Genomic DNA, 23,706 nt, shown 5'->3' with positions numbered 1-23,706 from the left:
CACGGCCACCCTTACCAGGCCGGAAGGAAGGCATCGCCGTATTTGCTCGTGATATAGGCGCGCTCCTCATCCGATTGAAAAACCTTGATGAAGGCGAGCAGCTTCGGGTCCTGCGCGGTTTGCGGCCGCGTCACGAACTGCAAGGCGTAATGGCCGTTCCCGGCCCCGTCGGTGATCAGCGCGCTCTTCGGATCGCCATGGGACGCGATGAGAAAAGTGTAGCTCACCTGGGCGACGTCCACATCGTCCAGCGCCCGCACCAACTGCGGCGCCGGCAATTCGATGAAATGCAGATGCTTCGGATTGGCGGTGATGTCATGCACCGTCGCGGCATCGCCGACACCGGGCTTGAGCGTGATGAGCCCGGCCTTGGCGAAGAGCTGCAGGCCCCGCGCGCGGTTGACGGGATCATTGGCGACCGCCGCGCGACCGCCCTCGGGCACGGCGTCGATGCTTTTGACCTTGTGGGAGAAGAGGCCGATGGGCGTCACCACGCCGGGCGCGATGGCGACGAGATCGAAGCCGCGCTGCTTGATGGCGACGGCCAGAAAGGGCTTGTGCTCGTAGAAATTCGCCTCGACCGAGCCTTCGTTCACCGCGACGTTGGGCGTCACCCAGTCGGAGAAGACGACGACCTTCACCGGCTGCCCCTGCTTCTCCGAGAGTTTGGCGGCATGACCCACGATGTCGGCCAGCGGCCCCGGCGTCACCGCGATGGACAGCGGCTCGTCAGCACGGGCGCAGGCCGAAGCGACGAGACCCGCCACCAGAAGCCCGAGGGCTATGCCGGCGGCCACCAGCATGCGTCGCCCAAGGTGTGGATGAATGTGAATGTGATGCTCGCCCGGCGTCTGCATGCGCAACATCTCCAACAACGATCCGCCAATTTATCCGATAAGAAATGGTATAATTATCCATACCACAAAAGTCTACTCGTTTAATAGGGATAATATGGGCTCCCGCTCGGGAAATGCCTTGAAGTGAAATTGAGGCTCGTCCCTCTAGCCGCTGACGCGGCGGGACCTGATGATGCCGCCGCCGGAGAAAGCCGGCAGCTAAGGCCGCTACCGGAGGGGGAATCATGACCAGGATCGTCAATTGGGGCGTGCTCAGCACGGCCAAGATCGCGCGGGAGAAGGTGATTCCCGCGATGCAGAAGGGCGAGAGCAGCCGCGTGCTCGGCCTCGCCTCACGGGACGAGGACACGGCCCAGCGCGCGGCGGCCGAACTCGGCATCCCCCGCGCCTATGGCAGCTACGAAGCGCTGCTCGCCGATCCCGACATCGAGGCGGTCTACAATCCGCTGCCCAACCACCTGCACGTGCCCTGGAGCATCAAGGCTCTGGAAGCCGGCAAGCACGTGCTGTGCGAAAAGCCGATCGCGCTCGACACCAAGGGGCCGAAACCCTGCTGGCGGCACGGGACCGGACCGGCCTCATCGTCGCCGAAGCCTTCATGGTGCGCTATACGCCCTGGTGGCAACGCGTGCGGGCGCTGGTGCAGGAAGGCCGGCTCGGCCGCGTCTCAGCGATCCAGACCTTCTTCAGCTACTATCTGGATGACCCCTCCAACATCCGCAACATGCCGGAGATCGGCGGCGGCGGGCTGATGGACATCGGCTGCTATGCCATCGCGACCGCGCGCTACCTCTGGGGTTCGGAACCAAAGCGGGCAGCGGCCCTCATCGAGCGTGACCCGGCGATGGGGACGGACCGGCTGACGAGCGCTCTCGTTGAGTTCCCGGAGGGGCATCTGACCTTCACCTGTTCCACCCAGCTGGTGCCACATCAACGCGTGACGGTGACGGGCACGCGCGCACGGGTCGAGGTGCTGATCCCCTTCAACGCGCCGCCGGACGTGCCGGTGCAGATCCTCATCGACGAGGGTCGTGCACTGGGCGGGCTGGAGGCGATCGCCGAAAGCTTCGGCCCCGCCGACCAGTACACGCTGCAGGGTGACGCCCTCTCCCGTGCCATTCTCGGCGAAGTGGCGCTAGAATTCCCTCTGGAAGACTCCATCGCCAACATGCGGGTGATCGAGAGCATCTTTCGGGCTGGTGACACGGGAACGTGGCAGGCGCCGTAAGACGCCGGACGCGGGAGGGGGCCGGGCCGCCCCTTCCCACCCGTCAGCCCTGGCTCATTCGATGCTGACGGTGCATCCGCTCGAGCTGGAGAATTTCACATACATCTTCTTCGTCGATCCATCCGCACGCAGCGTGACGTTTCCATCGTCGCTGGAACTGATGTAGCAATAGAAATTGTCTTTGATGGAATAGGTCTTCTTCGTCACGTTGGTGATGAACTTGATCCACCAATAATCGAAGGGCGAACCGGCGCCGGTGGTATAGGTGATGTCCAGCGGCCCGACCGTTTGGCCAGCCCCCACACCGTAGAAGGTCTTCTCCTCCTGCTGGCTGGCTTCGTTGCTGCGGCGGTGGCGCACCGTCACCGAATAGAGATCTTCACCCCAATCGTTCTTGAAATAGACCTTGCCCTTGTGATCGGTCCCTTGCAGGGGCTCGCCCAGCTTCTCGGGATGGCTGCTCTTGTCCTCGGTCTCGCTCACGGTGTTCTCCCCGCTTTTGGTTCGGTGTCGCAATCACCATGTCGCGGACGGGGAGAAGATTCAAGAGCGACCTGTCAATATGACTGATTCGTAACGGTTCTATCTCTATTTCGTTTGGATCATGCGGCCGAGCGGCCCGCCGCCAAAGAGGTGGACGTGGAAATGCGGCACCTCCTGCCCGGCATTCAGCCCGTGATTGGTGAGCAGACGGTAGCCCTCTGCTTCCAGCCCGAGCTGCCGCGCCACCGTGCCCACGGCGCGCCAGAACCCCGCGATCTCCGCCTCGCTCGCGCGGGCCGCGAAATCCACCGCCGAGACGTACGGCCCTTTCGGAATCACGAGCACATGCACCGGCGCCTGAGGCGCGATGTCATGGAAGGCGAGCGCGTGCGCGTCCTCATACACGGTCTTGTTCGGGATTTCGCCGCGCAGGATGCGGGCGAAGATATTCTGGTCGTCATAGGGGTCCAGGCCGGTCACGGGCATCACGCCTCTCCTTCCAAAATGGGCGGAGCCTCCTTCGGGCGCGCCGCCACGGTACCGAAACTGGCCAGTGTCACGCAGACCATCCCGCCGAGCTGCGCCAGGCTCAAGCGTTGTCCTAGCACGAGAAAGCCCATCACCGCCGCCATCACCGGCTCGAGGCTCATGAGAATGCCGAAATGCCGCGGCTCCATGCGGCGCAGAGAGGCCATCTCCAGCGAAAAGGTCAGGATCGGCGCCAGCAGCGAGATCAACGCCATGAACAGGACCGTGCCGAGGCTCAGCGCCGCCCAATGCGGGGCAATGCCGATCGGCACGCCCAGCAAGGCCGCGACGGCCATCGACAAGGCCAGACCCTGCAGCCCCGGCAGAGCCTTGCCCACCCGGCGCGTCATCAGGATATAGCCGCCCCAGCAGGCGGCCGAGGCCACGGCGAGCGCGATGCCGATGGTATCGGTGCTGCCCTTCCCCTGCATCGTCAGCAGCCACACGCCCAACCCCGCCAGGATGGCCCAGACCAGATCCAGCAGCCGGCGGGACCCGAGGAGCGCCACCGCCAGCGGCCCTAGAAACTCGATCGAGACCGTCATGCCGATGGGAATTCGGCCTACGGCTGCGAAAAAGAAGAAGGACATGCCGCAGGTGATGACGCCAAGGATGATGGCACCCAGAAGCGGCTGGCGCCCCATCGTCCAAACCTTTGGTCGTGCCACGGCAAGGAAGAACAGCGCGGCCCAGATCAGTCGCAGCGCGGTCGTCGCAGGGCTGCCGACGCGGTGGATGACCGGGACCGAGAGGGAGGAGGCGAGCGTCGCCGAACAGATGGCCGTCACCAGCCAGAGCGGGACCGGGATTTTATGGGCCAAGCGGCGGGCGCCGGCCAAGACGGAGATCATGGACGCTCGGGACTTCGTGGAGGGGTGGAGATGTAGGCGCTTTTCCGGTGAAAGGCCATCTGCGGCAGCCGATCCTTTTGAGGGTTTTCTGAGGTGTTCCTGAGCTATCGCCGCGCCTCGCGCTGCTTATGCTCCACGGCCGTCTCAACCAAGATGCCTGCAAGGGCGCCGGAAGCTCCAAAGATCAGACATGAACAGAATGGACGGAAAGATCTGCCTCGTCACCGGGGCGACGCAGGGGCTCGGCGCGGCCATCGCCCACCGGCTGGGCGCCGCCGGCGCCGCGGGCATCACCATCACCGGCCGCTCCGTCGACAAGGGCGAGGCCATGGCCCGTGCGGTTGAGGCGGAAACCGGCGCGCCCACGCGCTTCCTGCGGGCCGATTTCGCCGTGGTGGAGGACTGCCGCCGCGCGGTGGCGGCGACGGAAGAGGCTTTCGGTGCCCTGCATGTGCTGGTCAATGCGGGCGCCTCGACCGAGCGCGGCACCATTCTCGATACCGACCCCGACGCCTTCGACCGCCTGCTGGCCACCAATCTGCGCGGCCCCTTCTTCCTGATGCAGGCCGCGATCCGGGCGATGATCCGGCAAGGCATTGCGGGGGCCATCTGCAACATCGGCTCCATCTCCGCGCTCTCCGGCCAGCCCTTCATCAGCGCCTATTGCGCCTCCAAGGGTGGCCTCGCGACGCTGACCGCCAATACCGCCTTCGCCGTGATGAAGAACCGCATCCGCGTCAACCAGCTCAATCTGGGCTGGATGGCCTCCGATCACGAGATCGCCTTGCAGACGGCCGCGCGAGGCAGCGCCGACTGGCTGGAGACCGTCGCCGCCGATATGCCCTTTGGTCGGCTGATCGACCCGGCGGAGGCCGCCCGGGCCGTGAACTTCCTGGTCTCGGACGATGCCGGGCTGATGACCGGCGCGATCGTCAATTACGACCAGTCGGTCTGGGGCGCGGTCGCCGGCGCCATGCCGGTGCCGGACGCTCCCATGGCCCTTCCCGCCTGACGGAGGATCAGCCCCATGCAGGATCTGGGTATCGGCATCATCGGCACCGGCGTCATGGGCAGCGACCATGCCCGCAAATTCGCAGGCACCATTCCGGGCGCGCGCCTCGTCGCCGTGCAGGATTTCGACCAGAGCCGCGCGGCGGCGCTGGCTCGCGAACTGGACGTGCAGGTGCTGAGCGACGCCGATGCGCTCATCGCCCACCCGGCGGTGGATGCGGTGGTCGTCTGTTCGCCGGATCCGAGCCACGCGGCCCTGGGCCTCAAGGCCATCGCGGCCCGAAAGCCGGTGATGATCGAAAAGCCGCTCGCCGCCACGCGGGTGCAGGCCGAGGACATCCTCAAGGCCGAGATTGCCGCGGGCCGACCCCTGGTGCAGGTCGGCTACATGCGCCGCTTCGACCCGGGCTATGTCGAGATGAAGCAGACCCTCGCCTCCGGCCGCATCGGCGCGGCCCTCTTCCTCCACTGCCGGCACCGCAATGCCGTGTCGCCGGACTACCTCACCTCCGACCTCATCATCTCGAGCACCGCAGGCCACGAGTTCGACATCGCGCGCTTCCTGCTGGACGAGGAGATCGCCGCCGCAACGGTGATCACGCCACGCGCCTCCCGCCTCGCACCCGGGCGGCAGCCGCAATTCATCGTGCTGCAGAGCGCCTCGGGCGTCGTCATCGACATCGAAGCCTTCACCGATGCGCGCTACGGCTATGACGTGCAGGGCGAAATGGTCTGCGAGGAAGGCACCGTCGCCCTCCGCCCCGGGCCGCCCACCACGCTGCGCCTGGCCGGGCAGGACGGCACGCTGGTGCCGGGCGACTGGCGTGCCCGGTTCGACGATGCCTACCGCCTGCAATTCCAGGCCTGGGTGACGTCGCTGCTGACGGGCACGCCGAATCCCGGCGCCACCGCCTGGGATGGCTATCAGGCGATGCTGGTGATCGAAGCGGCGCTCGCCGCCTGGAAGAGCGGCGCGCGCGTTGCCGTGGAAGAGGTGGAGCGGCCGGCCTTCTACGCCTAAGGATCAACCGCCCGGCTGAAACAGCGCCTTGGGGATGCTCGCATGCACCCCCCAATTCCCATCCACCACCTGGGTGATGCCGAAATCGACGGCGACCGAGAGGACGGAGACCGCCTCGTCCTCGCTCATGCCGCGCGCCGTCATCAGGAAGCGCCGCGCCTTGCGGAAGGCATCCCGCATCGCGGCGTCGAGCGAGGAGCGCTTGTAGACCTCGCTCTGCGCCGTTTCGCCGAAATCGGCCAGATAATCCGGGTGGCTGAAGCCCTGGACGATCCAGTGCTCCTCCGTCTCGATCAGCGGATAGGAGAGATCGCGCAGCATCGGCCCCGCCGTCTCGCGGGGATGCAGGATGAGCCTGAGATGACCGGTCATCGAACATTCGATGGCCGTGCCGGACACTTCGCCATCCCCTTGTGCGGCATGCGGATCGCCGAGCGAGAGCAGCGCACCCGCGACAGAGACCGGCAGGAAGATCCGCGCCCCCGGCCCCAGGCGCCAATTGTCGATATTGCCGCCGAAGGCCGAGGGCGGCACGGAATCGAGCGGGCCCGGATGATCGGGGGCGAGGCCGATGGTGCCGAAATGCGGCCGCACCGGCACATGCACGCCGGCGAGCACGTCGGGATCGCGTTCGACAGTTGAGGGGTCGACGGGCACGCCGGGATAGTCGATCGTCGGATGCAGCACGCCGAAGGGATCGCGCTGCGGCGTCCAGCGGAAGTTGTAGGCGGCATGGGCACAGAGCCGATTGCCGCAGGTCAGCACTTCATAGAGCGTCACCACCTCGCGCGGGCGCGGGCCGCTCAACAATTCGTCGTAATGCCGGCCCCACCAGACGGCGGCATGGCTCCCGAAGCAGCGACCCTCATAGCCCGGCGCGCGGCTCGGCCGCGGCACGATGTCGAGAATCTCGACCTCCAGCACATCCCGCGGGCGGGCGCCTTCCACGGCGATGGGGCCGGTCAGGATATGCACGCCGAACCCCTCCCCCGCACCACGCCCGTAGATGGAGGCGTCGAGCGGACCTGCGCCACGGCGGTTCACCGCCTTCTCGGTCGCCGTCCAATGAAACACCGCTTCCGCGTCGGCATCACCCGCGATCATGCGCGCCGGATCGTCCGAAGCATGCTGCGTCAGCGTCTCCACCGTCACCGTGTCGCCGGAGCGGACGGTCAGAGCCGGCGCCAGGCTGCGGCTGAAATAGCCCCAATGCACCGTCTCGGGCGTCGCGCGCAGATGGTGGTGCACAGGGCCATCGGGCCGGGGCCGCGCGGCCGGCGGCGCGGCGGGGACCGCTGCCGGTTCCCGTGCGCCAGGCTCAGGCCGGCCGCGGCTGCGCGGGGCGGCCGGAGGGTCTTGCGTCCGCTCTGCCTGTGCCCGGTGCTGCGCGGGCGTGATGCCGTAGCGCTGACGGAAGGCACGGCTGAAATGCGCCGGGTCCTCGAAGCCGCAGCGAAAGCCAATGGCCGAGACGGAGAGCCCCGCCAGCGCAGGGTCCTGCAGGTCTTCGGCAGCGCGGACCAGGCGGCGGTGACGCAGATACTGGCTGAAGCTGCGGCCCTCGGCCTCTAAGAGCTTCCTCACGGCGCGTTCGGACAGCCCCGCCTCGGCCGCGAAGCGGGCAAGATTGAGATGCGGTTCGCCGAGCTGGCGTTCGATGGCCGCGAAGATGCGCTGCCGCAAGGCGGCGCGCTGGGCGGTGCCGCCGCTCAACGACCCCAGCACGGCGGGCATGATTTCCGCCAACGCCGTCTCCAAGGTGGAGAGCATCGCCTCCGTCCCGCTCTCGGTCTCCAGCGTGTCTGCGATGGTGCCAAGCAGACCGGCCAGCACCGGATGGCGGCCGAGGCGGAGCGGCGCTGCGCTCTCGCTCACGATCTCCCCCAGCCCACCCCAGCGCGGATCGCGCCGGGGCAGGCGCAGCAGCAGCAGCCGTGCCTGCCCTTCGGGCCGCAGCAAAAGACCCGGCGTCGTCGGCCAGCACAGCAAGTCGCTCAATGCGAGTGCCGAACCGTCCGCCGCTTTCGCCGCCCCCGCGAGCAGCACGCCGAGCAGCAGGCCGTCATCGCGCATCGCACCGATCCGGTGCAGGGCGGGAGAATCGGTCACCAGCAACGAGAGGGCGCTGCCCCGCGGCGCCCGCCAGGCGACGAGCCTGCCGGCAGGCGGCGGCCCGTCGGCGGCGCCGAGGTCGAGGCGGCCCAGCGCCTCGCCCCAGGCGGCGTGGCGACGGTCCAAGGGAAAGGGATCGGTGCTGAACCGGAGAACGGCCATGGCCGTTCCCATGCAAGAACTCAGCCCGGCGGGAACACCGCCCGACAGATGCGGGCATGCACGCCCTGCCGCCCGTCCACCACCTGGGTTACGCTGAAATCCGTCGCGACGCTCATCAGCGAATAGGCATCGTCCCGGCTGAGGCCGCGATGGTCCGTCAACAAGCGCAGCATCTCGAGGCTCGCATTCTTCATCGCGACGTTCAGATCGTCGTCGAAGCCGTGCGTCATCCAGTATTTCGGCGTCTGCAACAGCGGCGAGGGGAAGGCGAAATCCCGCCGCAGGAAGATCTGCAAGGTGACGTCGAGGGACGCCTCGATCGCGGTGCCGCTGATCTCGCCATCGCCCTGGGAGATGTGCGGATCACCGATGGAGAAGAGCCCGCCATCCACCTGCACCGGATAGAACATCGTGGCACCCGCGCCGATGCGCCAATTGTCGATGTTGCCGCCATGATTCCCCGGCGGCACGGTGGAGACGCGCCCGGCCACGTCCGGCGCCACGCCGGCCGTGCCGAGATGCGGGCGCACCGGCACGCGAATGCCGGCAAGCGCCGGCTGGCGGCAGCAATCGCGCTCATGGGTGATGGTGCCGGGCATCTCGTACTTGCCCGGAAAATCATAGGCGAAGACGGCTTCGGCAGTCTGTCCTGCCTCGTCCATCCGGTAGATGGTCACCCGCTCCTTCTCGCCGAACTCCTTGTAGAGGTGGCCCCAATGGGCCGCGAGGTTGGAGCCGTAGCGCAGCCGCGGCGTCATCTGCAGGTAGCGTACTTCCAGCATGTCGCCGGGCTTCGCACCCTCCACGAAGATCGGCCCGGTCATGATGTGCACGCCCGGATTGCGGTCAGCCTCCGGCACGTCGCGGAAGATCCGCTCGACCCCGGCATCGAACATCAGGTCCGGCGCATCGCCGGCATGATGGGTGATGGCCTCAGCGCGGATGATATCGCCGCTCTTGACCGTCAGCGCCGGCGCAAGGGCCGCGTCGAAATAACCCCAATGCACCGTCGCGGGGGTCGCGCGCAGCTCATGCAGGCTGGGGCGCAGACTGTCCCGTTCGGCGGCGTGGTCGTTCTGGATCAGGCTCATATGCGTCTTCCGTAAGTCGGGGGTGGGATCAGCCGCGCATGCCGACGACGAGGTCGATCTCGACCCGGGCGCCGACGGCCAGGCCCGTGACGCCGACGCAGGTGCGGGCGGGCAGCGGTCCCTGGAACCAGCCGCGATAGGCCTCGTTGAAGGCGGCGTAATCCGCTGCGAAATCCGTCAGATAGACACGCACCATCAGCGCGTCGTCCAGCGTCAGGCCGAAGGGTGCGAGCACGGCTTCGAGGTTGCGGCGCACCTGCTCCGCCTGCGCCACGACGTCACCGTCGACCAGGCGTCCCGTCTCCGGTTGCGTCGGCATCTGCCCGGTGACGTAAAGCGTATCGCCCCAGCGCACGGCATGGCTGAACGGGGCAACGGCAGGCGGCACGCCCTCTGCCGGCGTGAAGGAAACGCTGTCCTTGGCAGTCATGTCATGGCCTCTACGGGTTCGGCCGCCGTCATCACGCGCAGGAAGCGGCGGGTGAGCGGATGCCGGGGTTGAGTGAGAACCTCCCGCGCCGGGCCCTCCTCGGCGATCACGCCGCCGGCCAGGAAGACCACGCGGTCCGCGACATCACGGGCGAAGCGCAGCTGGTGCGTGGAGATGACCATGGTGAGCCCGTCCTCCACGGCGAGGCGCCGGATGACCTCCAGCACTTCGCCCACCAGTTCGGGATCGAGCGCCGAGGTCGGCTCATCCAGCAGCAGCAGGCGCGGATTGGGGGCGAGTGCCCGGGCGATCGCAACACGCTGTTGCTGGCCACCGGAGAGATGGCGCGGCAGGGCATGGGCGCGATGGGCAAGACCCACCCGCGTGAGCAGCGCCATCGCGCGGTCTTCGGCCTCCTTCGCCGGAAAACCGTGCACCCAGCGCAGCGGCCCCGCCACGTTCTCGAAGGCGGAGAGATGCGCGAAGAGATTGAAATGCTGGAAGACCATGCCGATGCCGAGACGCGCCCGGGTCTGGGCGAGGATGCGAGGCGAGACGGCGCGGCCATGGGCATCCGTGCCGAAGGCGCGGCCCGCAATTCGCACCGTGCCGAAATCCCAGCTCTCCAGCCCATCGAGACAGCGCAGCAGCGTGCTCTTGCCGGAGCCGGACGGTCCGAGCAGCGCCACGACCTCGCCCGTGCGCACCGTCAGGCTCACCCGGTCGAGCACCAGCTGATCGCCATAGAGTTTCCGCAGGTCCCGCGCTTCCAGAACGATATCGCCGAAACGGCGGGGCACGGCGGGGCGGCTTGCGGCGGGCAGCGGATCGGGCGTGGGGTCCGGTTCCGCGCGCTCCGATGCTGCCGGCGCGGGGAGCGGCCCCTGCGCGCGATACCAGGGCATCAGCCGCACGAGCCGGCTTTCCGACGGTGCACGGTCGAGATCGAGGGCGCGCTCGACCAGTAGTTGCAAGCCGCTGACGGCGCCGGTCAGCACCAGATACATCAGGCCGGAGGCGAAGAAGATCGAGAAGAAATCGAAGGTGGAGGACGCAAGCTGCGTGCTGCGCAGGGTCAGCTCCTGCACGGAGATGACGCTGGCGAGGGAGGAGTTCTTGAGCGCCGAGACCGCTTCATTGCCGAAGGCCGGAACCATCATGCGGATGGCCTGCGGCGCGACGATGCGGCGCATCAGCACGAAGGGCGTCATGCCCAACGCCTGGCCGGCAGCGCGCTGGCCGCGATCGACGCCGAGGATGCCGGAGCGGAGGATTTCGGCGATGAAGGGCGCTTCGTTGGCGGAAAGGGCGAGCGCCGCCGCCATCGCCGCACTCAGCTTCAATCCGATATGGGGCAGGGCATCATAGGCGAAGACGAGTTGCAGGATCAAAGGCGTGCCGCGGAAGATCACCGTATAGGCACGCGCGATCGCCGCAAGCAGCCGGAACCTGGCGAGCTGCATGCCCGCCAGGATCAGCCCCAGTATCAGCCCGCCGAGCAGTCCCAGCACCGTCACTTGCAGCGTGAAGACGATGCCGGCGAGCAGATAGGGCAGGCTCAGATAATGGAGGAAGAGCTGCATCAGTTGGTCACGAGATGCGGGGCTTCGACGGCACCGGCATCGAGCGACCACTTTTTGGCGAGGGCAAGCTGCGCGCCCGATTCTTGCAGCGCGGTGAGCGCGGCGACGAAGGCGTCGCGCATCTCGGTCTTGCCCTTGGGCACGCCGATGCCGATGTAGTAGGGCAAGGTCACAGCCAATGCCTTGCTCAGCTTGTCGGGATAAGCCTTCACCGCCTGATCGACGGTATTGACGTCGTTGATATAGGTGTCCGCCCGGCCGGCGAGGATCGCCTGGATGCAGTCGGCGTTGTTGTCATAGAGCTGAAGCTGCGGCGCGGGCTTGCCGGCAGCCTTACAGGCGGGGGCGAGGTTCTGCACCAGCGGCACTTCGACGAAGCCGGTATTCTCGGCCGCCGTCAGCCCGCAGAGCGAGGTATTGATGCCGGTGATCTTCTTGGGATTGTCCTTCACCACCAGCACGCCGTCGAAGACCTTGGAATAGGTGATGAAATCGGCGGCCTTGGCGCGGTCGGAGGTCGCGTAGATGTCCGAGATGACGAAATCGGCCTGGCCGCTTTGCAGCGTCGGCAGCAGAGCGGCGAAGGCCACGGGCTTGTAGTCAACCTTGAAGCCCAAGCATTTACCGATGGATTCACCAAGGTCGATGTCGAAACCGATGTATTGGCTCGGGTCCTGCGGGTCGAGCGCCTCATAGCCCGGCGTATGCGGGTTAATGGCGTTCGTCAGCGTCTTGCCCTTGAACATCGGGTATTTCGCTTGCAGCGCTGCACAGGCGGCGGGCGTCGGCGGCAAGTCGCTCGCCGCATGGGCGAGATGCGGGGCGGCGACCGCCACCAGGCATGCCGCACCCAAGGCGGCGCGCAGCAGGGTCCTCAGCAAAGTCATCCGGGGTCACTCCTGTGAATGAACGATCAGGAGCGATCCTAGAAACTGACGGCAGAGGGGGTTTAGGACGAGCGGCGCGCGCGATTGCCAAAATGGGATCGCCGGACAGGAACTGCCTGCCCGGCGATCACTTGCGGTGCCATCTGCCGATTATTTCGGCGGCCTGCGTCTACTCGCCGGTCTTGGCGGCGGTCCCTGCCTTAGGCTGCGGCAGGGGATATTGCGCCATCAGCGCCGCCTGAACGCCGTTGGTCCAGCCAAAACCCACTTGCAACGCGTATTCGCCGCCATGGCCGCCGGCATTTGCACCGGGCGGGGCTGCCACGTTGTATTTCTCGACGAGCACGCCATCGCGGGCGAAGCCTTCGTTCACGCGCGTTTCCCAGCGGGTCGCCAGGGTCTGCGCCAGATCGGCTTGGCCATAGCGGCGGAGCCCCTGGATCGCCATCCATTGCAGCGGCGCCCAGCCGTTCGGCGCATCCCATTGTTGGCCGGTCTGCACCGTGGTGGTCAGCAGGCCGCCGGGTGCCAACAGCTTGGTTTCCACGATATTCGCGACCAACTTGCCTTCGGCATCGGTCGCGACATGGAAAAAGAGCGGCACCACGGTCGCGGCGGAGAGCACCGGCGTCAGCCGTCTCGTTCGCCAGTCATAATCGTGGAAGGCGCCGTCCTTCGCGTCAAACATCACGCGCTGAATGGCCACCGCACGGCGCGCCGCTTTCTCCGCGAACTCGGTCGAGAGTTTGGTCTGTCCCGCGAGCTGATAGGCGTGCGCGAGCGCGCTTTCGAGGTGGAAGAGTTCCGCATTGAGATCGACGGGCAAGATGTCCGTCGTGTCGATGGTCGCCAGCGTCTTGCCGTCTGCGAGCCAGCGGGAACTATAGTCCCAGCCCGATTCCGCACCTGCGCGCAGATTGCGATAGACTTCCGCGGCCGGCCGGTTCGACGCTTTCGCCGTCTCCACATCCTCACGGAAGCTTTCGTCGCGCGGCGTCGTCGCATCGCTCCAATAGCGATTGAGCACCGTACCATCGGCGAGCATCACGACATGGCCGCGGGCTTGCCCGGGCTTGAGCCCCTGCACGCCGCGCATCCAATAGTCATACTCGGCGCGCATCTCGGGCAGGTAGGTCTGGTAGACGCCGGGGCCTTCCTTCTCCGCCAGAAGATCGACCATGCAGGAGAAGAAGGGCGGCTGAGAGCGGGTGAGATAATAGCTGCGGTTGCCGTTCGGCATGTGGCCGTAGCGGGTGATGAGGGAAGCGATGTTCTCCACCATGTCACGGGCGATCGCATCCCGCCCATCCTGCTCCAGCCCGAGCATGGTGAAGTAGGTGTCCCAGTAATAGATTTCGCTAAAGCGGCCGCCCGGCACGATGTAGGGGTCGGGCAGCGGCAGAAGGGAGGAGTATTCCTCTGCCGTGTCGGGCTTGCGCAGTAGCACGGTCCAGAGATCGGTGATGTAGTCCGAGACCGTCTCTCCGGGCTTGCGCTGGTACGTGACGGTCTTCAGCACCGGCTCCCGGAAATGCGCCTGGACGAAGGCCTTGAGGTCGAAGCCCGGCTTGCCCTTCTCAGCCTCATAGGCCGCCATGATCTGGGCCGGTGGCTCGGTCGGAATGGCGTCGGCGAAGGTCTTCTGGTCCGGGAAGATCTGCGCCATTTCGACCGCGCGGTAGAGTGCGCCGAAGACGTCGGCCGGCGGCTTCGGATAGGGCGCATGCGCGGCGGGCGCGCTCGGGGCAGCAGCCGTCTGGGCCAGGGACTGCGGGGCGAACCCCGCCACGAAGAGGGAGAGGAGGAGAGTTTTCCGCATCACCACCGGAAGCTAGGAAGCGTCGCGACGGGCGCAAGCCCCATCGCAGCCGCTTCCCGCTCGGCATCCGGGTGCTGCCCGGCCAGATCGTGAATGCCGTCCAGCACCCAGAGGGAATCGAGGCCCACGGCGGTCGCCCCGGCAATGTCCGTCCGGAGCGCGTCGCCCACGGCGAGAACCCGGAACGGCGCCACGCCCAGCATGGCGAGCGTCGGCCCATAGACTTCCGGGGAAGGTTTGCCGCGCCAGCGGAACTCTCCCCCCATCCGGGCATAGGCCTCGGCCAGTTCTCCGGCGCAGAGGATCGGTTCGCCATCGCGCACGATGATGTAGTCGGGATTGGCGCAGACCATCGGCAAGTTCGCGGCACGGCAGGCTTCGAGTGCCGGCAGATGCGGCTCCAGCGCGCGATCAGTGATGGCCTCGTCCGCGCCGACGTTCAGAACGAAATCGGCCTCCGCCGGGCTTTGCACCAGATCGAGGTCGAGCCCTTCGAGCAGCGGCAGGTCGCGCGCCGGCCCCATGAAGAAGACGCGGCGGCCGAGCGCCGCATACCAGGGGTCGTCCCGGTCGTGCAGTGCCTGCCAGACGTTTTCGCCGCTGGTCATGACGCCGTCATAGAGGTCGGGGGTGACACCGAGGCGGGTCAGACCCTGCACCGCCATGGCGGCTCGGCGCGGCGCGTTGGAGAGCATGACGATGCGCTTGCCGCGCGCGCGCAGGGCCTCCAGCGTCGCCTTGGAATGTGGCAGCAGCTTCTGGCCGTCGTGAATGACGCCCCAAAGATCGAGGATGAAGCCGTCATAAGCGTCCGCCAGAGGGGCGAGGCCTTCGAGATGCTGCATGGTCATATGTCCTTCGCCCAGCGTTCGGCCGCCGCGCCGGTCAATTCCGAGACATTAGAGATGCCGGCCCGCCGCAGCGCGGCGGCAAGATCGGCCTTGATCCGCGTGATCACCGCCGGGCCGCCGTAGATGAAGGCGGTGTAGACTTGGACGAGATCGGCCCCGGCTTCGATCTTGGCGAGGGCCTGGGCGCCGGTCGCGACACCACCGACCCCGATGAGGGCGAGCCGGCCGGCGGCGGCGATACGGGCGCGCGCCAGCATGGCGGTGGAGCGGGTGAAGAGCGGCTGGCCGGACAGGCCTCCGCTTTCCTTCGCTGCCGCGCTGCGCAGCGTGTCCGGCCGGGCGATGGTGGTGTTGGTCAGGATCAGGCCGGCGATCCCGGCCTGTACGGCCACCTCGACCACGGCCTCCAGCCCCTCTACCGAAAGATCGGGCGCAATCTTTACGAAGATCGGCGGCGCATCCGGCACCGCCTGGCGCATGGCGGCGAGGATGGCGGCGAGCCGCGCCTCGCTCTGGAGGTCTCTAAGCCCGGGCGTGTTGGGAGAGGAGACGTTGACGGTGACGTAGTCGCAGACGGGGGCGACTAGGCGCAGCAGCTCCGGATAATCCCGTTCGGGGTCCGCACCCTCCTTGTTGACGCCGATATTGGCGCCCACCGGGACGATGCGGCGATGGCGCGCCAGCTGGCGCTCGAAGGGCGCGACGCCGTGATTGTTGAAGCCCATGCGGTTGATGATCGCCTGGTCCTCGGTCAGCCGGAACAGGCGGGGCTGCGGATTGCCGGGCTGCGGCCGCGGCGTCACCGTGCCGACCTCGACGAAGCCGAAGCCCATCCGCATCAAGCTGCGGAGCGCGACCGCATCCTTGTCGAAGCCGGCAGCGAGGCCGACCGGGTTCTTGAAGCGCATGCCGGCGACGGTGGTGGCGAGCGACGGCGGATCGGCCTTGGTGTGCTCCGAAGCGAGGCCGAGCCGCATGCCGAGGATGGCGAGCCTGTGCGCGCGCTCCGCTTCCATCCGGCGCAGCAGGGGCAGGGCAAGCGCGGTCAGCGGGGCCATGGGCAACCAATCATAAGCATATGTTTATGTGTCAGCGGCCGAGGGCGGCAGCGATCGCCGCATTCATCGCCCGCACGCCGCCACCTGGCCCCTCGGGATGATCCCAGACGGCGCTGACGACGGCGAGGAAATCCACCCCTGCTTGCACCAGCGGCGCACAGTTCGCGGGCGTGATGCCGCCGATGGCGACGGAGGGCAGCTCCATCATCTCGGACCACCAGGCGAGGATCTCGACCTCCGCCTCGACCGGTGCATCCGCCTTGGTCGCGGTCGGGAAGAAGGCGCCGAAGGCCACGTAATCCGCGCCATCCTCCCCGCCGGTCATCGCGAGCTCTCGGCTGCCGTGGCAGGAGACGCCCAAGGTGAGATCGGGCCCAAGGATACGCCGCGCCTCACGCACTGGCGTATCCGTCTGCCCCACATGGGCGCCGTCGCACCCTTGGGCGACGGCGAGATCCGACCTGTCATTGAGGAGGAAGGCGACGCCACGCTCCTGGGACACCGGGCGCAGCACGTCGATCGCGCGGCGGATCGCATCATCCTCGGCCGATTTGAGCCGCAGTTGCACGGCGCCCACGTCCCCCGCATCCAGGGCAAGGGCCAGACGGTCTCGGAAAGAGACCGGGTCGAGCACCGGCGGGGTGACGAGGTAGAGGCGGCAGGGCAGATCCTCCGCCATCGTCAGCGCCATCCGGCGGAGCGGGGCATCGGTCCGGTGATGACAGATGAAAACATCGTGAGGGCATGTCCCGAGATGAAGCCGCGGCGCGGCCGTCCATGCTGGGCAGGACTAGCGAAAACCCCCATCCTTGTCACCCTGGCGGGGGGCGCCCAGCCACGAGGCGAGGCGCCGTTCGGCGTCCGGCTCGGCGAGGTCGAGCGCGGGCGGCGCATCGGTCCACACGTGGGCGCCGCACCCCGCGGCGAGCGCAGCGATGGCCACGGCGAGGGCGGGCGTTCCGCCCGCGAAGAGGATGCGGCACTGACCGAGCCGCAGCGCCTGGGCGGCGAGACCCGGGGCATCGCCGCAGTCCAGCACGTCATCGAAGGCAAATCCCGCATGCTCGGCACGCAGTGACGCGAGCAGCGCGATCCACCAGGGCGGCCCGGCGAAAAGGGCCGCGGCCGGGGCCGAGAGGAGCGTGACCGGCAGCCTCGGTGCCAGCGCCGCGCGGCCATGGGCCAAGCCGTGGATCATGACCACCGGCGGGGCTGCCCGCATGTCGCGAAATCCTTGACGTTGCTCGTCCGACCTGTGCTGATGCGGCAAGGTAATTTCCCGCGAAATGGTAGACTAGAAGCCCATGTCAGAATACGAGGACACCAGCGCGGCCTTGCGCCGGCTGGAAGCAGCACTCAATAGAATTGCTGCGCAGGTCGCGAAACCTCGTACCGTTCCTGCCGCCGAAGCAACCCCGGGGGATGACGTGGCGGACCACGCCGCCGCTCCCTCGAGGGCCGCTTTCGCGGCGCCCGTCGACGATCAGACCCGGCATGAGGTCGTGGCGAAGCTCGACGATCTCATCGGTGGCCTGCGCAGCGCCCTCGGCATCGCCCGTCCGTCCTGACGGGCGGCGGCGCCAGAGGATGAGATTGGCAGGAAGGAGGCCGCGATGGCTCAGGTGAACGTGCGGATCAACGGCTATTCCTACGTCGTCGGCTGCGAGGACGGGCAGGAAAAGCATCTCGAGGCGATGGCCGCGGTCCTGCAGTCCAAGGTCGATACGGTCAAGGCGCTGGGCCAGCATGGCGAGGCGCGTGTGCTCCTGCTCGCGGGCCTGCTGCTGGCCGATCACCTGCACGACAAGGAGGAAGCACTGGCCGCGGCCCAGGCCGGCCTTCCGCTTCCGGCGGAGCTGACGGCACCTCCTCCCGCGCGCGACCCTGAATTCGACGCAACGGTGCGCCGCCTTGCCGCAAGGGCGGAAGAGATTGCAGACGCGCTCGAACGCTCCTAAGTATGCGTGGCGGAGCTGCCCGGTTCGACAGGCACATCATCCCCGGGGCCGATAAGCATTCTCCTTTGGGAACTGGCGCTGCCCTGACCCTGGTCTTGGTATCTGGTGCCCACCTGCACTTGCAGGCTCTAGGAGGATGAATACGCCACCGGCCATGGCGGCTCCGCACTTCCCTCCCCCCAGTTCCGACGATCCCGAGACGGCGGCGGCGAAGGCCGCGCTGCGGCAGGCCGCAATCGCGGCGCGCGTCGGCTTCGACCCGGCCTTGGGCGAGATCCTTGCGCGCCACGTGTTGGCCAGCTTGGCCTTTCCGTCTGGTGCGACCATCTCCGGCTTCTGGCCGATGGGCGAGGAAATCGACATCCGTCCGCTCCTCGCTGCCCTTCACGCCCGCGGCCATTCGATCGGCCTGCCCGTGACCGGCCGCCGGGGCGAGGCGCTGGTCTTCCGCCTCTGGACACCCGGCGCCGTGATGACGGCCGGGCGCTTCGGCACCAGCCATCCGGAGGGGCCGGTGGTGACACCCGCGGTGCTGCTGATCCCTCTGCTCGCCTTCGACGGGGAGGGCCGTCGCCTGGGCTATGGCGGCGGCTTCTACGACCGCACCATTGCCGCCCTGCCGGGAAGCTTGCGCATCGGCTGCGCCTATGCCGCGCAGGAAGTGCCGCTTGTGCCAACCGGCCCCTTCGATCAGAAGCTGCATGCCATCGCGACCGAAGCCGGGGTGCGGCGCTTTTCGCCCTCCGCGCAGTGACAGGACCTGAATGCGTATTCTCTTTCTCGGCGACATCGTCGGCCGTGGCGGCCGTGATGCCGTCATCGACGCCCTTCCCGGCTTCCGCGCGCGCCTGAATCTCGACCTCGTCATCGTCAATGCCGAGAATGCGAGCCACGGCTTCGGCCTGGCGCCGGACATGGCGCAGGCGCTCTTCGCTGCCGGGGCGGACGTTCTGACGCTGGGCAACCACGCCTGGGACCGCCGCGAGATCATTCCCTTCATGGCAACCGAGAAGCGCGTGCTGCGGCCGATCAACTTCCCCGCCGGCACGCCCGGCGCGGGCAGCGTGCTCTTGACGCTCGCCGACGGCAGACGGGCGCTCGTCGTCAATGCCATGGGCCGGCTCTTCATGGAGAGCCTGGACGATCCCTTCCGCAGCACCGATGACTTGCTGAGTCGCCACAAGCTCGGCGCTACACTGCAAGCGGCCGTCGTCGATTTCCATGGCGAAGCGACGAGCGAGAAGGAGGCCTTCGCCCATAGTTTCGACGGCAGGCTTTCCCTGGTCGTGGGCACCCATACCCATGTGCCGACGGCGGACCACCAAATCCTTGAAAAAGGCACCGCCTACATGACGGATGCCGGCATGTGCGGCGCTTATGACAGCGTGATCGGCATGGCCAAGGCGGGAGCCGCCGAACGCTTCTGGCGCAAGATGCCCGGCGAGCGCTTGCAGCCGGCGAGCGGCCCGGTGACGCTCTGCGGCGTCTTCGTCGAAACGGACGACGCGACCGGCCTCGCGCGGCGGATCGCGCCCCTGCGCCAGGGCGGCCGGCTGTCGCAAGCCTTTCCGGACGACACTTGATCCCTCTTTCACGGCCGCCTATCGTCGGGGACTAGACGGATCTCGCGCTTCGCGATTGTGCCTGCAACCTGCGGAGTCTCTTATGCTCGGCCGTTTTCTGCATCCCGATGCGAGCCACCTGATCGGCGAGACGCCGGCCGATCCCCTGATCCGCGGCTACGCACTGGACGTGGTGGAGAAGGGCTACGTCGTCCTGCCGGGTGCGATTTCTCCCGGAACGGCGGCTGCGATGATCGCGCTGTTCCGCAGCTACGAGCGCGCCAACGAGGCGATTTTCGCCCCTAGCCGTTCGGCCATCGGGCACTATCCGCGCATCGTCAACCTGCATAACGGGATTCCCGAACTCGGGCGGCTCTTCACTCGCAACGCGACGCTTCTGGCCACGCTCGATCTGCTCTTCGGTGCGCGCGCCAGCCTCTATACCTCGCTCTTCTACGAGACCGGCTCCCAACAGCCTCTGCATCGCGACACGCCCGTCTTCGCAACGCGGCCGGAATATCTCTATTTCGGCGTGACCGTGTATCTCGAAGCGACGGATGACGAGAACGGCTGCCTGGAAGTTCTGGAAGGCGGCCACCGGATTCCGGAACTCGACCGGGAGAGCATGGCACTGCGCCGCTACGGCTCGCTGGACGCGATCCCCAGCCTCGATAACGACATGTGGGCCGAGTATCAGAACGCGGTGGTGGCGGAGGCGGAAAGCCGCGGGCTGCCGCGGCGCAGGCTGCACGTCTCTCCGGGCGATACCGTGATCTGGCACCCGCAGCTGCCGCACGGCGGCACGCCGATCCGCGACCCCAAGCGCACGCGATTCAGCTTCGTCATGCACGTCACCCCGGAAGGCGTGCCGGTCTATCACCAGCACGTCTTCTTCGCGCCCAGCCGCGCGATGCCGGAAACGGCGCCCTGGGGCTATGTAGAGTCGGAAGGCCGCAAGCTCGCGGACCATGGCGGCGGCGTTTCCTTCGGCCATGAGCACAATTACCAGGGATCGCAGTTCCGGCGGCCCGGGCCCCCGCCCTTGCCGACAGCCGCCGTCGTCGGCAGCGCATAAGTTTTCTGTCGCAAATTTTGTTCATCGCTGTTGCGGTGCCGCGAGGCGTCAGGGTAAGACGAAAGCATTCGTCAGGACCCCGGTGAAAATCCGGGTGGCTCTTCCGGCCGCCAATCCGCCGGACAACGCACGCGACCTCGGCTCTTCCTTGTCTTAGGACAGCCCTGCCGCCGGCGTCGCGCCCTTACGGGCCTGCTCATGTCCTCCCAACCCCCCTCGCATTACGGCGCGGAGTGGTTCACCACGCCACGCGCCGCCATCAACGACATTCTCGCCGGCATGGTCGCGACCTTCGCGCTCATCCCCGAGGTCATCGCCTTCTCCTTCGTCGCCGGCGTCGATCCCGAAGTCGGCCTCTTCGCGACCTTCATCCTGGGTGTCGTCATCGCCTTCACCGGCGGCCGCCCTGCCATGATCACCGGGGCCGCCGGCTCCGTCGCCCTGGTGGCCGCCGCTCTCGTTCGCGCCCACGGGCTAGATTATCTCCTGGCAGCGACGCTCATGGCCGGCGCCTTCCAGGTGATCTTCGGCCTGCTGCGTCTCGACGTGCTGATGCGCTTCGTCTCCAAATCCGTGCGCACCGGCTTCGTCAACGCGCTGGCCATCCTGATCTTCTCGGCCCAGCTGCCGCAGATGATCCACGTGCCCTGGCAGACCTATCCGATGATCGCCCTCGGCCTCGTCATCATCTATCTCTTGCCGCGGCTGACGGCGGTGATCCCCTCCCCCCTCATCTGCATCATCGTCCTCACCATGGTGAGCCTTGCCCATCCGATGCCGCTCCATGTCGTGGCCGATCTCGGTCGTCTGCCGACGAGCCTGCCGCATCTGGTGCTGCCGCAGGTGCCGCTGACCCTGCAGACGCTGGAGATCGTGGCGCCTTACGCGCTGGCGATGGCCGTGGTCGGTTTGCTCGAATCCATGATGACGGCGAGCGTCGTCGACGAATGGACTGAGACGACGAGCTCCAAGTCCCGCGAATGTGCGGGTCTCGGCCTCGCGAACCTCGCCGCGGGTCTCTTCGGCGGCATCGCGGGCTGCGGCATGATCGGCCAGACGGTGGGCAATCTGCGCTATGGCGGTCGCGGACGGCTCTCCACCCTCACCTCCGGCCTCTTCCTGCTTCTGCTCATCGTGGCGCTGCACCCCTGGGTCGCCCGCATTCCGGTCGCGGCCCTGGTCGCCATCATGATCATGGTCTCGATCAGCACCTTCTCCTGGTCCTCCGTCCGGGACCTCACCCGCCATCCCAAGGTGTCGAGCGCCGTCATGCTGGCGACCGTCGCGGTGACGGTCGCCACAGCCGATCTCGCGGCTGGCGTCGCGGTCGGCGTGCTGCTGTCCGGCGTCTTCTTCGCCTTCAAGGTGATGCGCCTGATGGTGGTGTCGGTCGATTACGATGCGGCGACCGACACGCGGCTCTACCGCGTCTCGGGGCAAATCTTCTTCGCGAGTGCCGAGATGTTCGCCGATCGCTTCGACCTGCGCGACGACGCCAAACGCGCGGTGATTGATCTGACGGGCGCCCATCTCTGGGATATCACCGCCGTCGCCGCGCTGGAGACGGTGGTCGACAAGATGCGGCGCCATGGCATGGCGGTCGAGGTGATCGGCCTCAATGAGGCGAGCGCCATCCTGGTCGATCGCCACGCCCCGCTGGTGCAGGCCGAAGCCTGAGGAGGAGCGAGGCGGCTGGGTTCTACTCGGCCGCCTTTTCCTGCTGATGCACGGGCGCGACGGGCGCCGCACCGCGCGCGAGCCGGTTATAGGCATCAAGCGCCGCGATCTTGTACGCCTCGGCGAGCGTCGGGTAGTTGAAGGTGTTCTCGATGAAATATTCGAGCTTGCCCTTCAGGTTGAGCACGGCCTGGCCGATGTGGATCAGCTCCGTCGCGCCTTCGCCCACGATGTGGACGCCGAGCAGCCGGTGGGTGCGAATGGAGAAGATCATCTTCATCATCCCCGTCTCCAGACCCATGATGTGGCCACGGGAGGTCTCCCGGAACCGGGCGATGCCGCATTCATAGGGAATGCCGCGGCGCTGCACCTCCTCCTCGCTCATGCCGACGGTCGAAATCTCCGGCACGGCATAGATGCCGTAGGGGAAGAATTCCGGCGCCGGCGGCATGGGCTGCTGGAAGGCGTGGCAGGCGGCGATGCGCCCCTGCTCCATGGAGGTGGAGGCAAGGCTCGGGAAGCCGATTGCATCGCCGGCCGCATAGATGTGCGGCACCTCGGTCTGCAGCGTCTGTGGATTGACGACCAGGCGCCCGCGATCATCCGCCGTGAGTCCCGCCGCGGGCAGGTTCAGCGTATCGGTGGCGCCCACGCGCCCCGCGCAATAGAGCAGCATCTGGCTGCGCACCCGCCGGCCGCTCTCCAAGACCGTCGTGGGCCAGCCATCTTCCATGGTGATGGAATCGACCTTCGAGCCCAGGCGCAGGGCAATCCCCCGGTCTCGCAGCTGATGCGTGAAATCCTCGATGATCTCGTGGTCGATGAAATCGAGGAAGCTGCGCTTGCCGTCCACCAGCGTTACCGCCACGTCGAGCGCGCTGAAGATGGTCGCGTATTCCACGCCGATGACCCCCGCCCCGACGACCGTGAGGCTGCGCGGCAGCTTCGGCAGATCGACGATCTCGTCACTGTCCACCACATGCTGGCCGTCGAAGGGGATATTGGTGGGGCGATAGGGCCGCGTGCCGACGGCGATGAGGATCTTCTCCCCCTGGACACGGCTGACCTCACCGCTGTCGCTCGTCACCTCCACCGTATGCGGATCGACGAAAACGGCCCGCCCTTCCATGGTGCGGACGGAATTGCGGGCGAATTGATGCTCGAGAATGTCCACCTCGTGGTCCAGCGTCTTGTGCAGACGGGCCATGATGTCTTCGGCGCCAATGTCCTTCTTCACCCGGTAGGCCCGGCCGTAGAAGCCGCGCTCGCGATAGCCGGTGAGGTTCAGCACCGTCTCCCGCATCGTCTTGGACGGGATGGTGCCGGTATGGACGGAGACGCCGCCGACACGGCGGCCCTTCTCGATGACGAGGACGGAATAGCCGAGCTTGGCCGCCTGGATGGCCGCGCGGCGGCCGGAAGGGCCGCTGCCGATGACGAGGAAGTCATATGACAACACGCT

The 23,706-nt window shown here is 67.1% G+C and carries 25 protein-coding genes, 1 other RNA gene and 1 other annotated feature; of the genes, 11 read left to right on the top strand and 15 right to left on the bottom strand.

Features of this window, described 5'->3' with window-relative positions; translation table 11 throughout:
* Window positions 1–11 precede the first annotated feature (11 nt).
* Window positions 12–866: a MetQ/NlpA family ABC transporter substrate-binding protein gene (locus ACYQ6W_RS13135; protein ID WP_459675825.1), complete on the bottom strand. Its 855-nt coding sequence runs from the start codon at window positions 864–866 to the stop codon at window positions 12–14.
* A gap of 215 nt (window positions 867–1,081) precedes the next feature.
* On the opposite strand from ACYQ6W_RS13135, the gene ACYQ6W_RS13130 reads away from it, so the two are divergent.
* Window positions 1,082–1,609 (top strand): Gfo/Idh/MocA family protein, encoded by a 528-nt coding sequence (locus tag ACYQ6W_RS13130; RefSeq protein ID WP_459675823.1) that lies wholly within the window; start codon window positions 1,082–1,084, stop codon window positions 1,607–1,609.
* On the top strand, window positions 1,498–2,085 hold the full coding sequence (locus ACYQ6W_RS13125; protein WP_459675873.1) for a Gfo/Idh/MocA family protein: 588 nt from the start codon (window positions 1,498–1,500) through the stop codon (window positions 2,083–2,085). Before ACYQ6W_RS13130 ends, ACYQ6W_RS13125 begins: the two co-directional genes overlap by 112 nt.
* Window positions 2,086–2,139: 54 nt before the next feature.
* Here ACYQ6W_RS13125 and ACYQ6W_RS13120 read toward each other — a convergent pair whose 3' ends face one another.
* The 3 genes from ACYQ6W_RS13120 to ACYQ6W_RS13110 all read right to left on the bottom strand — a co-directional run bounded on the left by ACYQ6W_RS13120 (window position 2,140) and on the right by ACYQ6W_RS13110 (window position 3,947).
* The gene (locus ACYQ6W_RS13120; protein WP_459675821.1) at window positions 2,140–2,568 is read right to left on the bottom strand and encodes a hypothetical protein; all 429 of its coding nucleotides are present in this window, start codon (window positions 2,566–2,568) and stop codon (window positions 2,140–2,142) included.
* Window positions 2,569–2,673: 105 nt separating this feature from the next.
* Window positions 2,674–3,054: a histidine triad nucleotide-binding protein gene (locus ACYQ6W_RS13115; RefSeq protein ID WP_459675820.1), complete on the bottom strand. Its 381-nt coding sequence runs from the start codon at window positions 3,052–3,054 to the stop codon at window positions 2,674–2,676.
* Window positions 3,054–3,947, bottom strand: coding sequence for an EamA family transporter (locus ACYQ6W_RS13110; protein ID WP_459675818.1), 894 nt, complete (start codon window positions 3,945–3,947; stop codon window positions 3,054–3,056). The genes ACYQ6W_RS13115 and ACYQ6W_RS13110 overlap by 1 nt, the downstream gene beginning before the upstream one ends.
* A gap of 190 nt (window positions 3,948–4,137) precedes the next feature.
* Here ACYQ6W_RS13110 and ACYQ6W_RS13105 point away from each other — a divergent pair, with 190 nt between their 5' ends.
* Together ACYQ6W_RS13105 and ACYQ6W_RS13100 are read left to right on the top strand one after the other, a co-directional pair.
* Window positions 4,138–4,959 (top strand): SDR family oxidoreductase, encoded by an 822-nt coding sequence (locus ACYQ6W_RS13105; protein ID WP_459675816.1) that lies wholly within the window; start codon window positions 4,138–4,140, stop codon window positions 4,957–4,959.
* Window positions 4,960–4,974: 15 nt separating this feature from the next.
* Window positions 4,975–5,979, top strand: coding sequence for a Gfo/Idh/MocA family oxidoreductase (locus ACYQ6W_RS13100; RefSeq protein ID WP_459675814.1), 1,005 nt, complete (start codon window positions 4,975–4,977; stop codon window positions 5,977–5,979).
* Between the two features lie 3 nt (window positions 5,980–5,982).
* On the opposite strand, the gene ACYQ6W_RS13095 is transcribed toward ACYQ6W_RS13100, so the two are convergent.
* The 10 genes from ACYQ6W_RS13095 to ACYQ6W_RS13050 all read right to left on the bottom strand — a co-directional run bounded on the left by ACYQ6W_RS13095 (window position 5,983) and on the right by ACYQ6W_RS13050 (window position 17,194).
* The gene (locus tag ACYQ6W_RS13095; protein ID WP_459675812.1) at window positions 5,983–8,253 is read right to left on the bottom strand and encodes an acetamidase/formamidase family protein; all 2,271 of its coding nucleotides are present in this window, start codon (window positions 8,251–8,253) and stop codon (window positions 5,983–5,985) included.
* Between the two features lie 20 nt (window positions 8,254–8,273).
* On the bottom strand, window positions 8,274–9,344 hold the full coding sequence (locus ACYQ6W_RS13090) for an acetamidase/formamidase family protein (RefSeq protein WP_459675810.1): 1,071 nt from the start codon (window positions 9,342–9,344) through the stop codon (window positions 8,274–8,276).
* A gap of 28 nt (window positions 9,345–9,372) precedes the next feature.
* Window positions 9,373–9,774: a RidA family protein gene (locus tag ACYQ6W_RS13085; protein WP_459675809.1), complete on the bottom strand. Its 402-nt coding sequence runs from the start codon at window positions 9,772–9,774 to the stop codon at window positions 9,373–9,375.
* Window positions 9,771–11,357 carry an amino acid ABC transporter permease/ATP-binding protein gene (locus tag ACYQ6W_RS13080; protein ID WP_459675808.1) on the bottom strand — a complete coding sequence of 529 codons (1,587 nt, stop codon included), beginning with the start codon at window positions 11,355–11,357 and terminating at the stop codon, window positions 9,771–9,773. The genes ACYQ6W_RS13085 and ACYQ6W_RS13080 overlap by 4 nt, the downstream gene beginning before the upstream one ends.
* The gene (locus ACYQ6W_RS13075) at window positions 11,357–12,244 is read right to left on the bottom strand and encodes an ABC transporter substrate-binding protein (RefSeq protein ID WP_459675807.1); all 888 of its coding nucleotides are present in this window, start codon (window positions 12,242–12,244) and stop codon (window positions 11,357–11,359) included. Before ACYQ6W_RS13075 ends, ACYQ6W_RS13080 begins: the two co-directional genes overlap by 1 nt.
* A gap of 169 nt (window positions 12,245–12,413) precedes the next feature.
* Window positions 12,414–14,063 carry an alpha,alpha-trehalase TreF gene (gene treF, locus ACYQ6W_RS13070; protein WP_459675806.1) on the bottom strand — a complete coding sequence of 550 codons (1,650 nt, stop codon included), beginning with the start codon at window positions 14,061–14,063 and terminating at the stop codon, window positions 12,414–12,416.
* Window positions 14,063–14,908: a TIGR01459 family HAD-type hydrolase gene (locus ACYQ6W_RS13065; RefSeq protein ID WP_459675805.1), complete on the bottom strand. Its 846-nt coding sequence runs from the start codon at window positions 14,906–14,908 to the stop codon at window positions 14,063–14,065. Before ACYQ6W_RS13065 ends, treF begins: the two co-directional genes overlap by 1 nt.
* A 2-nt stretch (window positions 14,909–14,910) precedes the next feature.
* Window positions 14,911–15,972 carry a quinone-dependent dihydroorotate dehydrogenase gene (locus tag ACYQ6W_RS13060; protein WP_459675804.1) on the bottom strand — a complete coding sequence of 354 codons (1,062 nt, stop codon included), beginning with the start codon at window positions 15,970–15,972 and terminating at the stop codon, window positions 14,911–14,913.
* A gap of 31 nt (window positions 15,973–16,003) precedes the next feature.
* Window positions 16,004–16,651, bottom strand: a complete 648-nt coding sequence (gene thiE, locus ACYQ6W_RS13055) for a thiamine phosphate synthase (RefSeq protein ID WP_459675803.1) — start codon at window positions 16,649–16,651, stop codon at window positions 16,004–16,006.
* A 111-nt stretch (window positions 16,652–16,762) separates the two neighbouring features.
* Entirely contained in the window at window positions 16,763–17,194 is a 432-nt protein-coding gene (locus tag ACYQ6W_RS13050; protein ID WP_459675802.1) for a hypothetical protein, read from the bottom strand.
* An 82-nt stretch (window positions 17,195–17,276) separates the two neighbouring features.
* Between ACYQ6W_RS13050 and ACYQ6W_RS13045 the strand changes: the two genes are divergently transcribed.
* The 7 genes from ACYQ6W_RS13045 to ACYQ6W_RS13015 all read left to right on the top strand — a co-directional run bounded on the left by ACYQ6W_RS13045 (window position 17,277) and on the right by ACYQ6W_RS13015 (window position 22,244).
* Window positions 17,277–17,540, top strand: a complete 264-nt coding sequence (locus ACYQ6W_RS13045) for a hypothetical protein (protein ID WP_459675800.1) — start codon at window positions 17,277–17,279, stop codon at window positions 17,538–17,540.
* A gap of 45 nt (window positions 17,541–17,585) precedes the next feature.
* Window positions 17,586–17,930, top strand: a complete 345-nt coding sequence (locus tag ACYQ6W_RS13040; RefSeq protein ID WP_459675799.1) for a cell division protein ZapA — start codon at window positions 17,586–17,588, stop codon at window positions 17,928–17,930.
* A 9-nt stretch (window positions 17,931–17,939) separates the two neighbouring features.
* A non-coding RNA gene (gene ssrS, locus ACYQ6W_RS13035) (6S RNA) lies at window positions 17,940–18,098 on the top strand.
* On the top strand, window positions 18,085–18,684 hold the full coding sequence (locus ACYQ6W_RS13030; RefSeq protein ID WP_459675797.1) for a 5-formyltetrahydrofolate cyclo-ligase: 600 nt from the start codon (window positions 18,085–18,087) through the stop codon (window positions 18,682–18,684). Before ssrS ends, ACYQ6W_RS13030 begins: the two co-directional genes overlap by 14 nt.
* A gap of 10 nt (window positions 18,685–18,694) precedes the next feature.
* Window positions 18,695–19,513, top strand: a complete 819-nt coding sequence (locus ACYQ6W_RS13025) for a TIGR00282 family metallophosphoesterase (RefSeq protein WP_459675796.1) — start codon at window positions 18,695–18,697, stop codon at window positions 19,511–19,513.
* An 82-nt stretch (window positions 19,514–19,595) separates the two neighbouring features.
* Window positions 19,596–20,567 (top strand): phytanoyl-CoA dioxygenase family protein, encoded by a 972-nt coding sequence (locus ACYQ6W_RS13020; RefSeq protein ID WP_459675795.1) that lies wholly within the window; start codon window positions 19,596–19,598, stop codon window positions 20,565–20,567.
* A 71-nt stretch (window positions 20,568–20,638) separates the two neighbouring features.
* Window positions 20,639–20,695 (top strand) — a sequence feature (sul1 is cis-regulatory element that is thought to sense ions involved in sulfur or methionine metabolism; They are found in Alphaproteobacteria).
* Window positions 20,696–20,765: 70 nt separating this feature from the next.
* Window positions 20,766–22,244 (top strand): SulP family inorganic anion transporter, encoded by a 1,479-nt coding sequence (locus tag ACYQ6W_RS13015; protein ID WP_459675794.1) that lies wholly within the window; start codon window positions 20,766–20,768, stop codon window positions 22,242–22,244.
* Between the two features lie 22 nt (window positions 22,245–22,266).
* Here the strand turns inward: ACYQ6W_RS13015 and sthA are convergent, their stop codons facing one another.
* The gene (sthA, locus tag ACYQ6W_RS13010) at window positions 22,267–23,703 is read right to left on the bottom strand and encodes a Si-specific NAD(P)(+) transhydrogenase (RefSeq protein ID WP_459675792.1); all 1,437 of its coding nucleotides are present in this window, start codon (window positions 23,701–23,703) and stop codon (window positions 22,267–22,269) included.
* Between the last annotated feature and the right edge of the window lie 3 nt (window positions 23,704–23,706).

It is taken from the genome of Acidisoma sp. 7E03 (genome assembly GCF_054665075.1).
This window is presented reverse-complemented; position numbering and strand designations above follow the sequence as displayed.

Excerpts from the sequence above, each read along its gene's own strand:
- treF (WP_459675806.1), bottom strand. The coding sequence starts at position 14,063 with ATGCGGAAAACTCTCCTCCTCTCCCTCTTCGTGGCGGGGTTCGCCCCG.
- ACYQ6W_RS13100 (WP_459675814.1), top strand. The coding sequence starts at position 4,975 with ATGCAGGATCTGGGTATCGGCATCATCGGCACCGGCGTCATGGGCAGC.
- ACYQ6W_RS13015 (WP_459675794.1), top strand. The coding sequence starts at position 20,766 with ATGTCCTCCCAACCCCCCTCGCATTACGGCGCGGAGTGGTTCACCACG.
- ACYQ6W_RS13020 (WP_459675795.1), top strand. The coding sequence starts at position 19,596 with ATGCTCGGCCGTTTTCTGCATCCCGATGCGAGCCACCTGATCGGCGAG.
- ACYQ6W_RS13130 (WP_459675823.1), top strand. The coding sequence starts at position 1,082 with ATGACCAGGATCGTCAATTGGGGCGTGCTCAGCACGGCCAAGATCGCG.
- ACYQ6W_RS13075 (WP_459675807.1), bottom strand. The coding sequence starts at position 12,244 with ATGACTTTGCTGAGGACCCTGCTGCGCGCCGCCTTGGGTGCGGCATGC.
- ACYQ6W_RS13030 (WP_459675797.1), top strand. The coding sequence starts at position 18,085 with ATGGCGGCTCCGCACTTCCCTCCCCCCAGTTCCGACGATCCCGAGACG.
- ACYQ6W_RS13040 (WP_459675799.1), top strand. The coding sequence starts at position 17,586 with ATGGCTCAGGTGAACGTGCGGATCAACGGCTATTCCTACGTCGTCGGC.
- ACYQ6W_RS13095 (WP_459675812.1), bottom strand. The coding sequence starts at position 8,253 with ATGGCCGTTCTCCGGTTCAGCACCGATCCCTTTCCCTTGGACCGTCGC.
- ACYQ6W_RS13050 (WP_459675802.1), bottom strand. The coding sequence starts at position 17,194 with ATGCGGGCAGCCCCGCCGGTGGTCATGATCCACGGCTTGGCCCATGGC.
- ACYQ6W_RS13135 (WP_459675825.1), bottom strand. The coding sequence starts at position 866 with ATGTTGCGCATGCAGACGCCGGGCGAGCATCACATTCACATTCATCCA.
- thiE (WP_459675803.1), bottom strand. The coding sequence starts at position 16,651 with ATGGCGGAGGATCTGCCCTGCCGCCTCTACCTCGTCACCCCGCCGGTG.
- ACYQ6W_RS13060 (WP_459675804.1), bottom strand. The coding sequence starts at position 15,972 with ATGGCCCCGCTGACCGCGCTTGCCCTGCCCCTGCTGCGCCGGATGGAA.
- ACYQ6W_RS13110 (WP_459675818.1), bottom strand. The coding sequence starts at position 3,947 with ATGATCTCCGTCTTGGCCGGCGCCCGCCGCTTGGCCCATAAAATCCCG.
- ACYQ6W_RS13085 (WP_459675809.1), bottom strand. The coding sequence starts at position 9,774 with ATGACTGCCAAGGACAGCGTTTCCTTCACGCCGGCAGAGGGCGTGCCG.
- ACYQ6W_RS13065 (WP_459675805.1), bottom strand. The coding sequence starts at position 14,908 with ATGCAGCATCTCGAAGGCCTCGCCCCTCTGGCGGACGCTTATGACGGC.
- ACYQ6W_RS13105 (WP_459675816.1), top strand. The coding sequence starts at position 4,138 with ATGAACAGAATGGACGGAAAGATCTGCCTCGTCACCGGGGCGACGCAG.
- ACYQ6W_RS13080 (WP_459675808.1), bottom strand. The coding sequence starts at position 11,357 with ATGCAGCTCTTCCTCCATTATCTGAGCCTGCCCTATCTGCTCGCCGGC.
- ACYQ6W_RS13045 (WP_459675800.1), top strand. The coding sequence starts at position 17,277 with ATGTCAGAATACGAGGACACCAGCGCGGCCTTGCGCCGGCTGGAAGCA.
- ACYQ6W_RS13090 (WP_459675810.1), bottom strand. The coding sequence starts at position 9,344 with ATGAGCCTGATCCAGAACGACCACGCCGCCGAACGGGACAGTCTGCGC.
- ACYQ6W_RS13025 (WP_459675796.1), top strand. The coding sequence starts at position 18,695 with ATGCGTATTCTCTTTCTCGGCGACATCGTCGGCCGTGGCGGCCGTGAT.
- ACYQ6W_RS13115 (WP_459675820.1), bottom strand. The coding sequence starts at position 3,054 with ATGCCCGTGACCGGCCTGGACCCCTATGACGACCAGAATATCTTCGCC.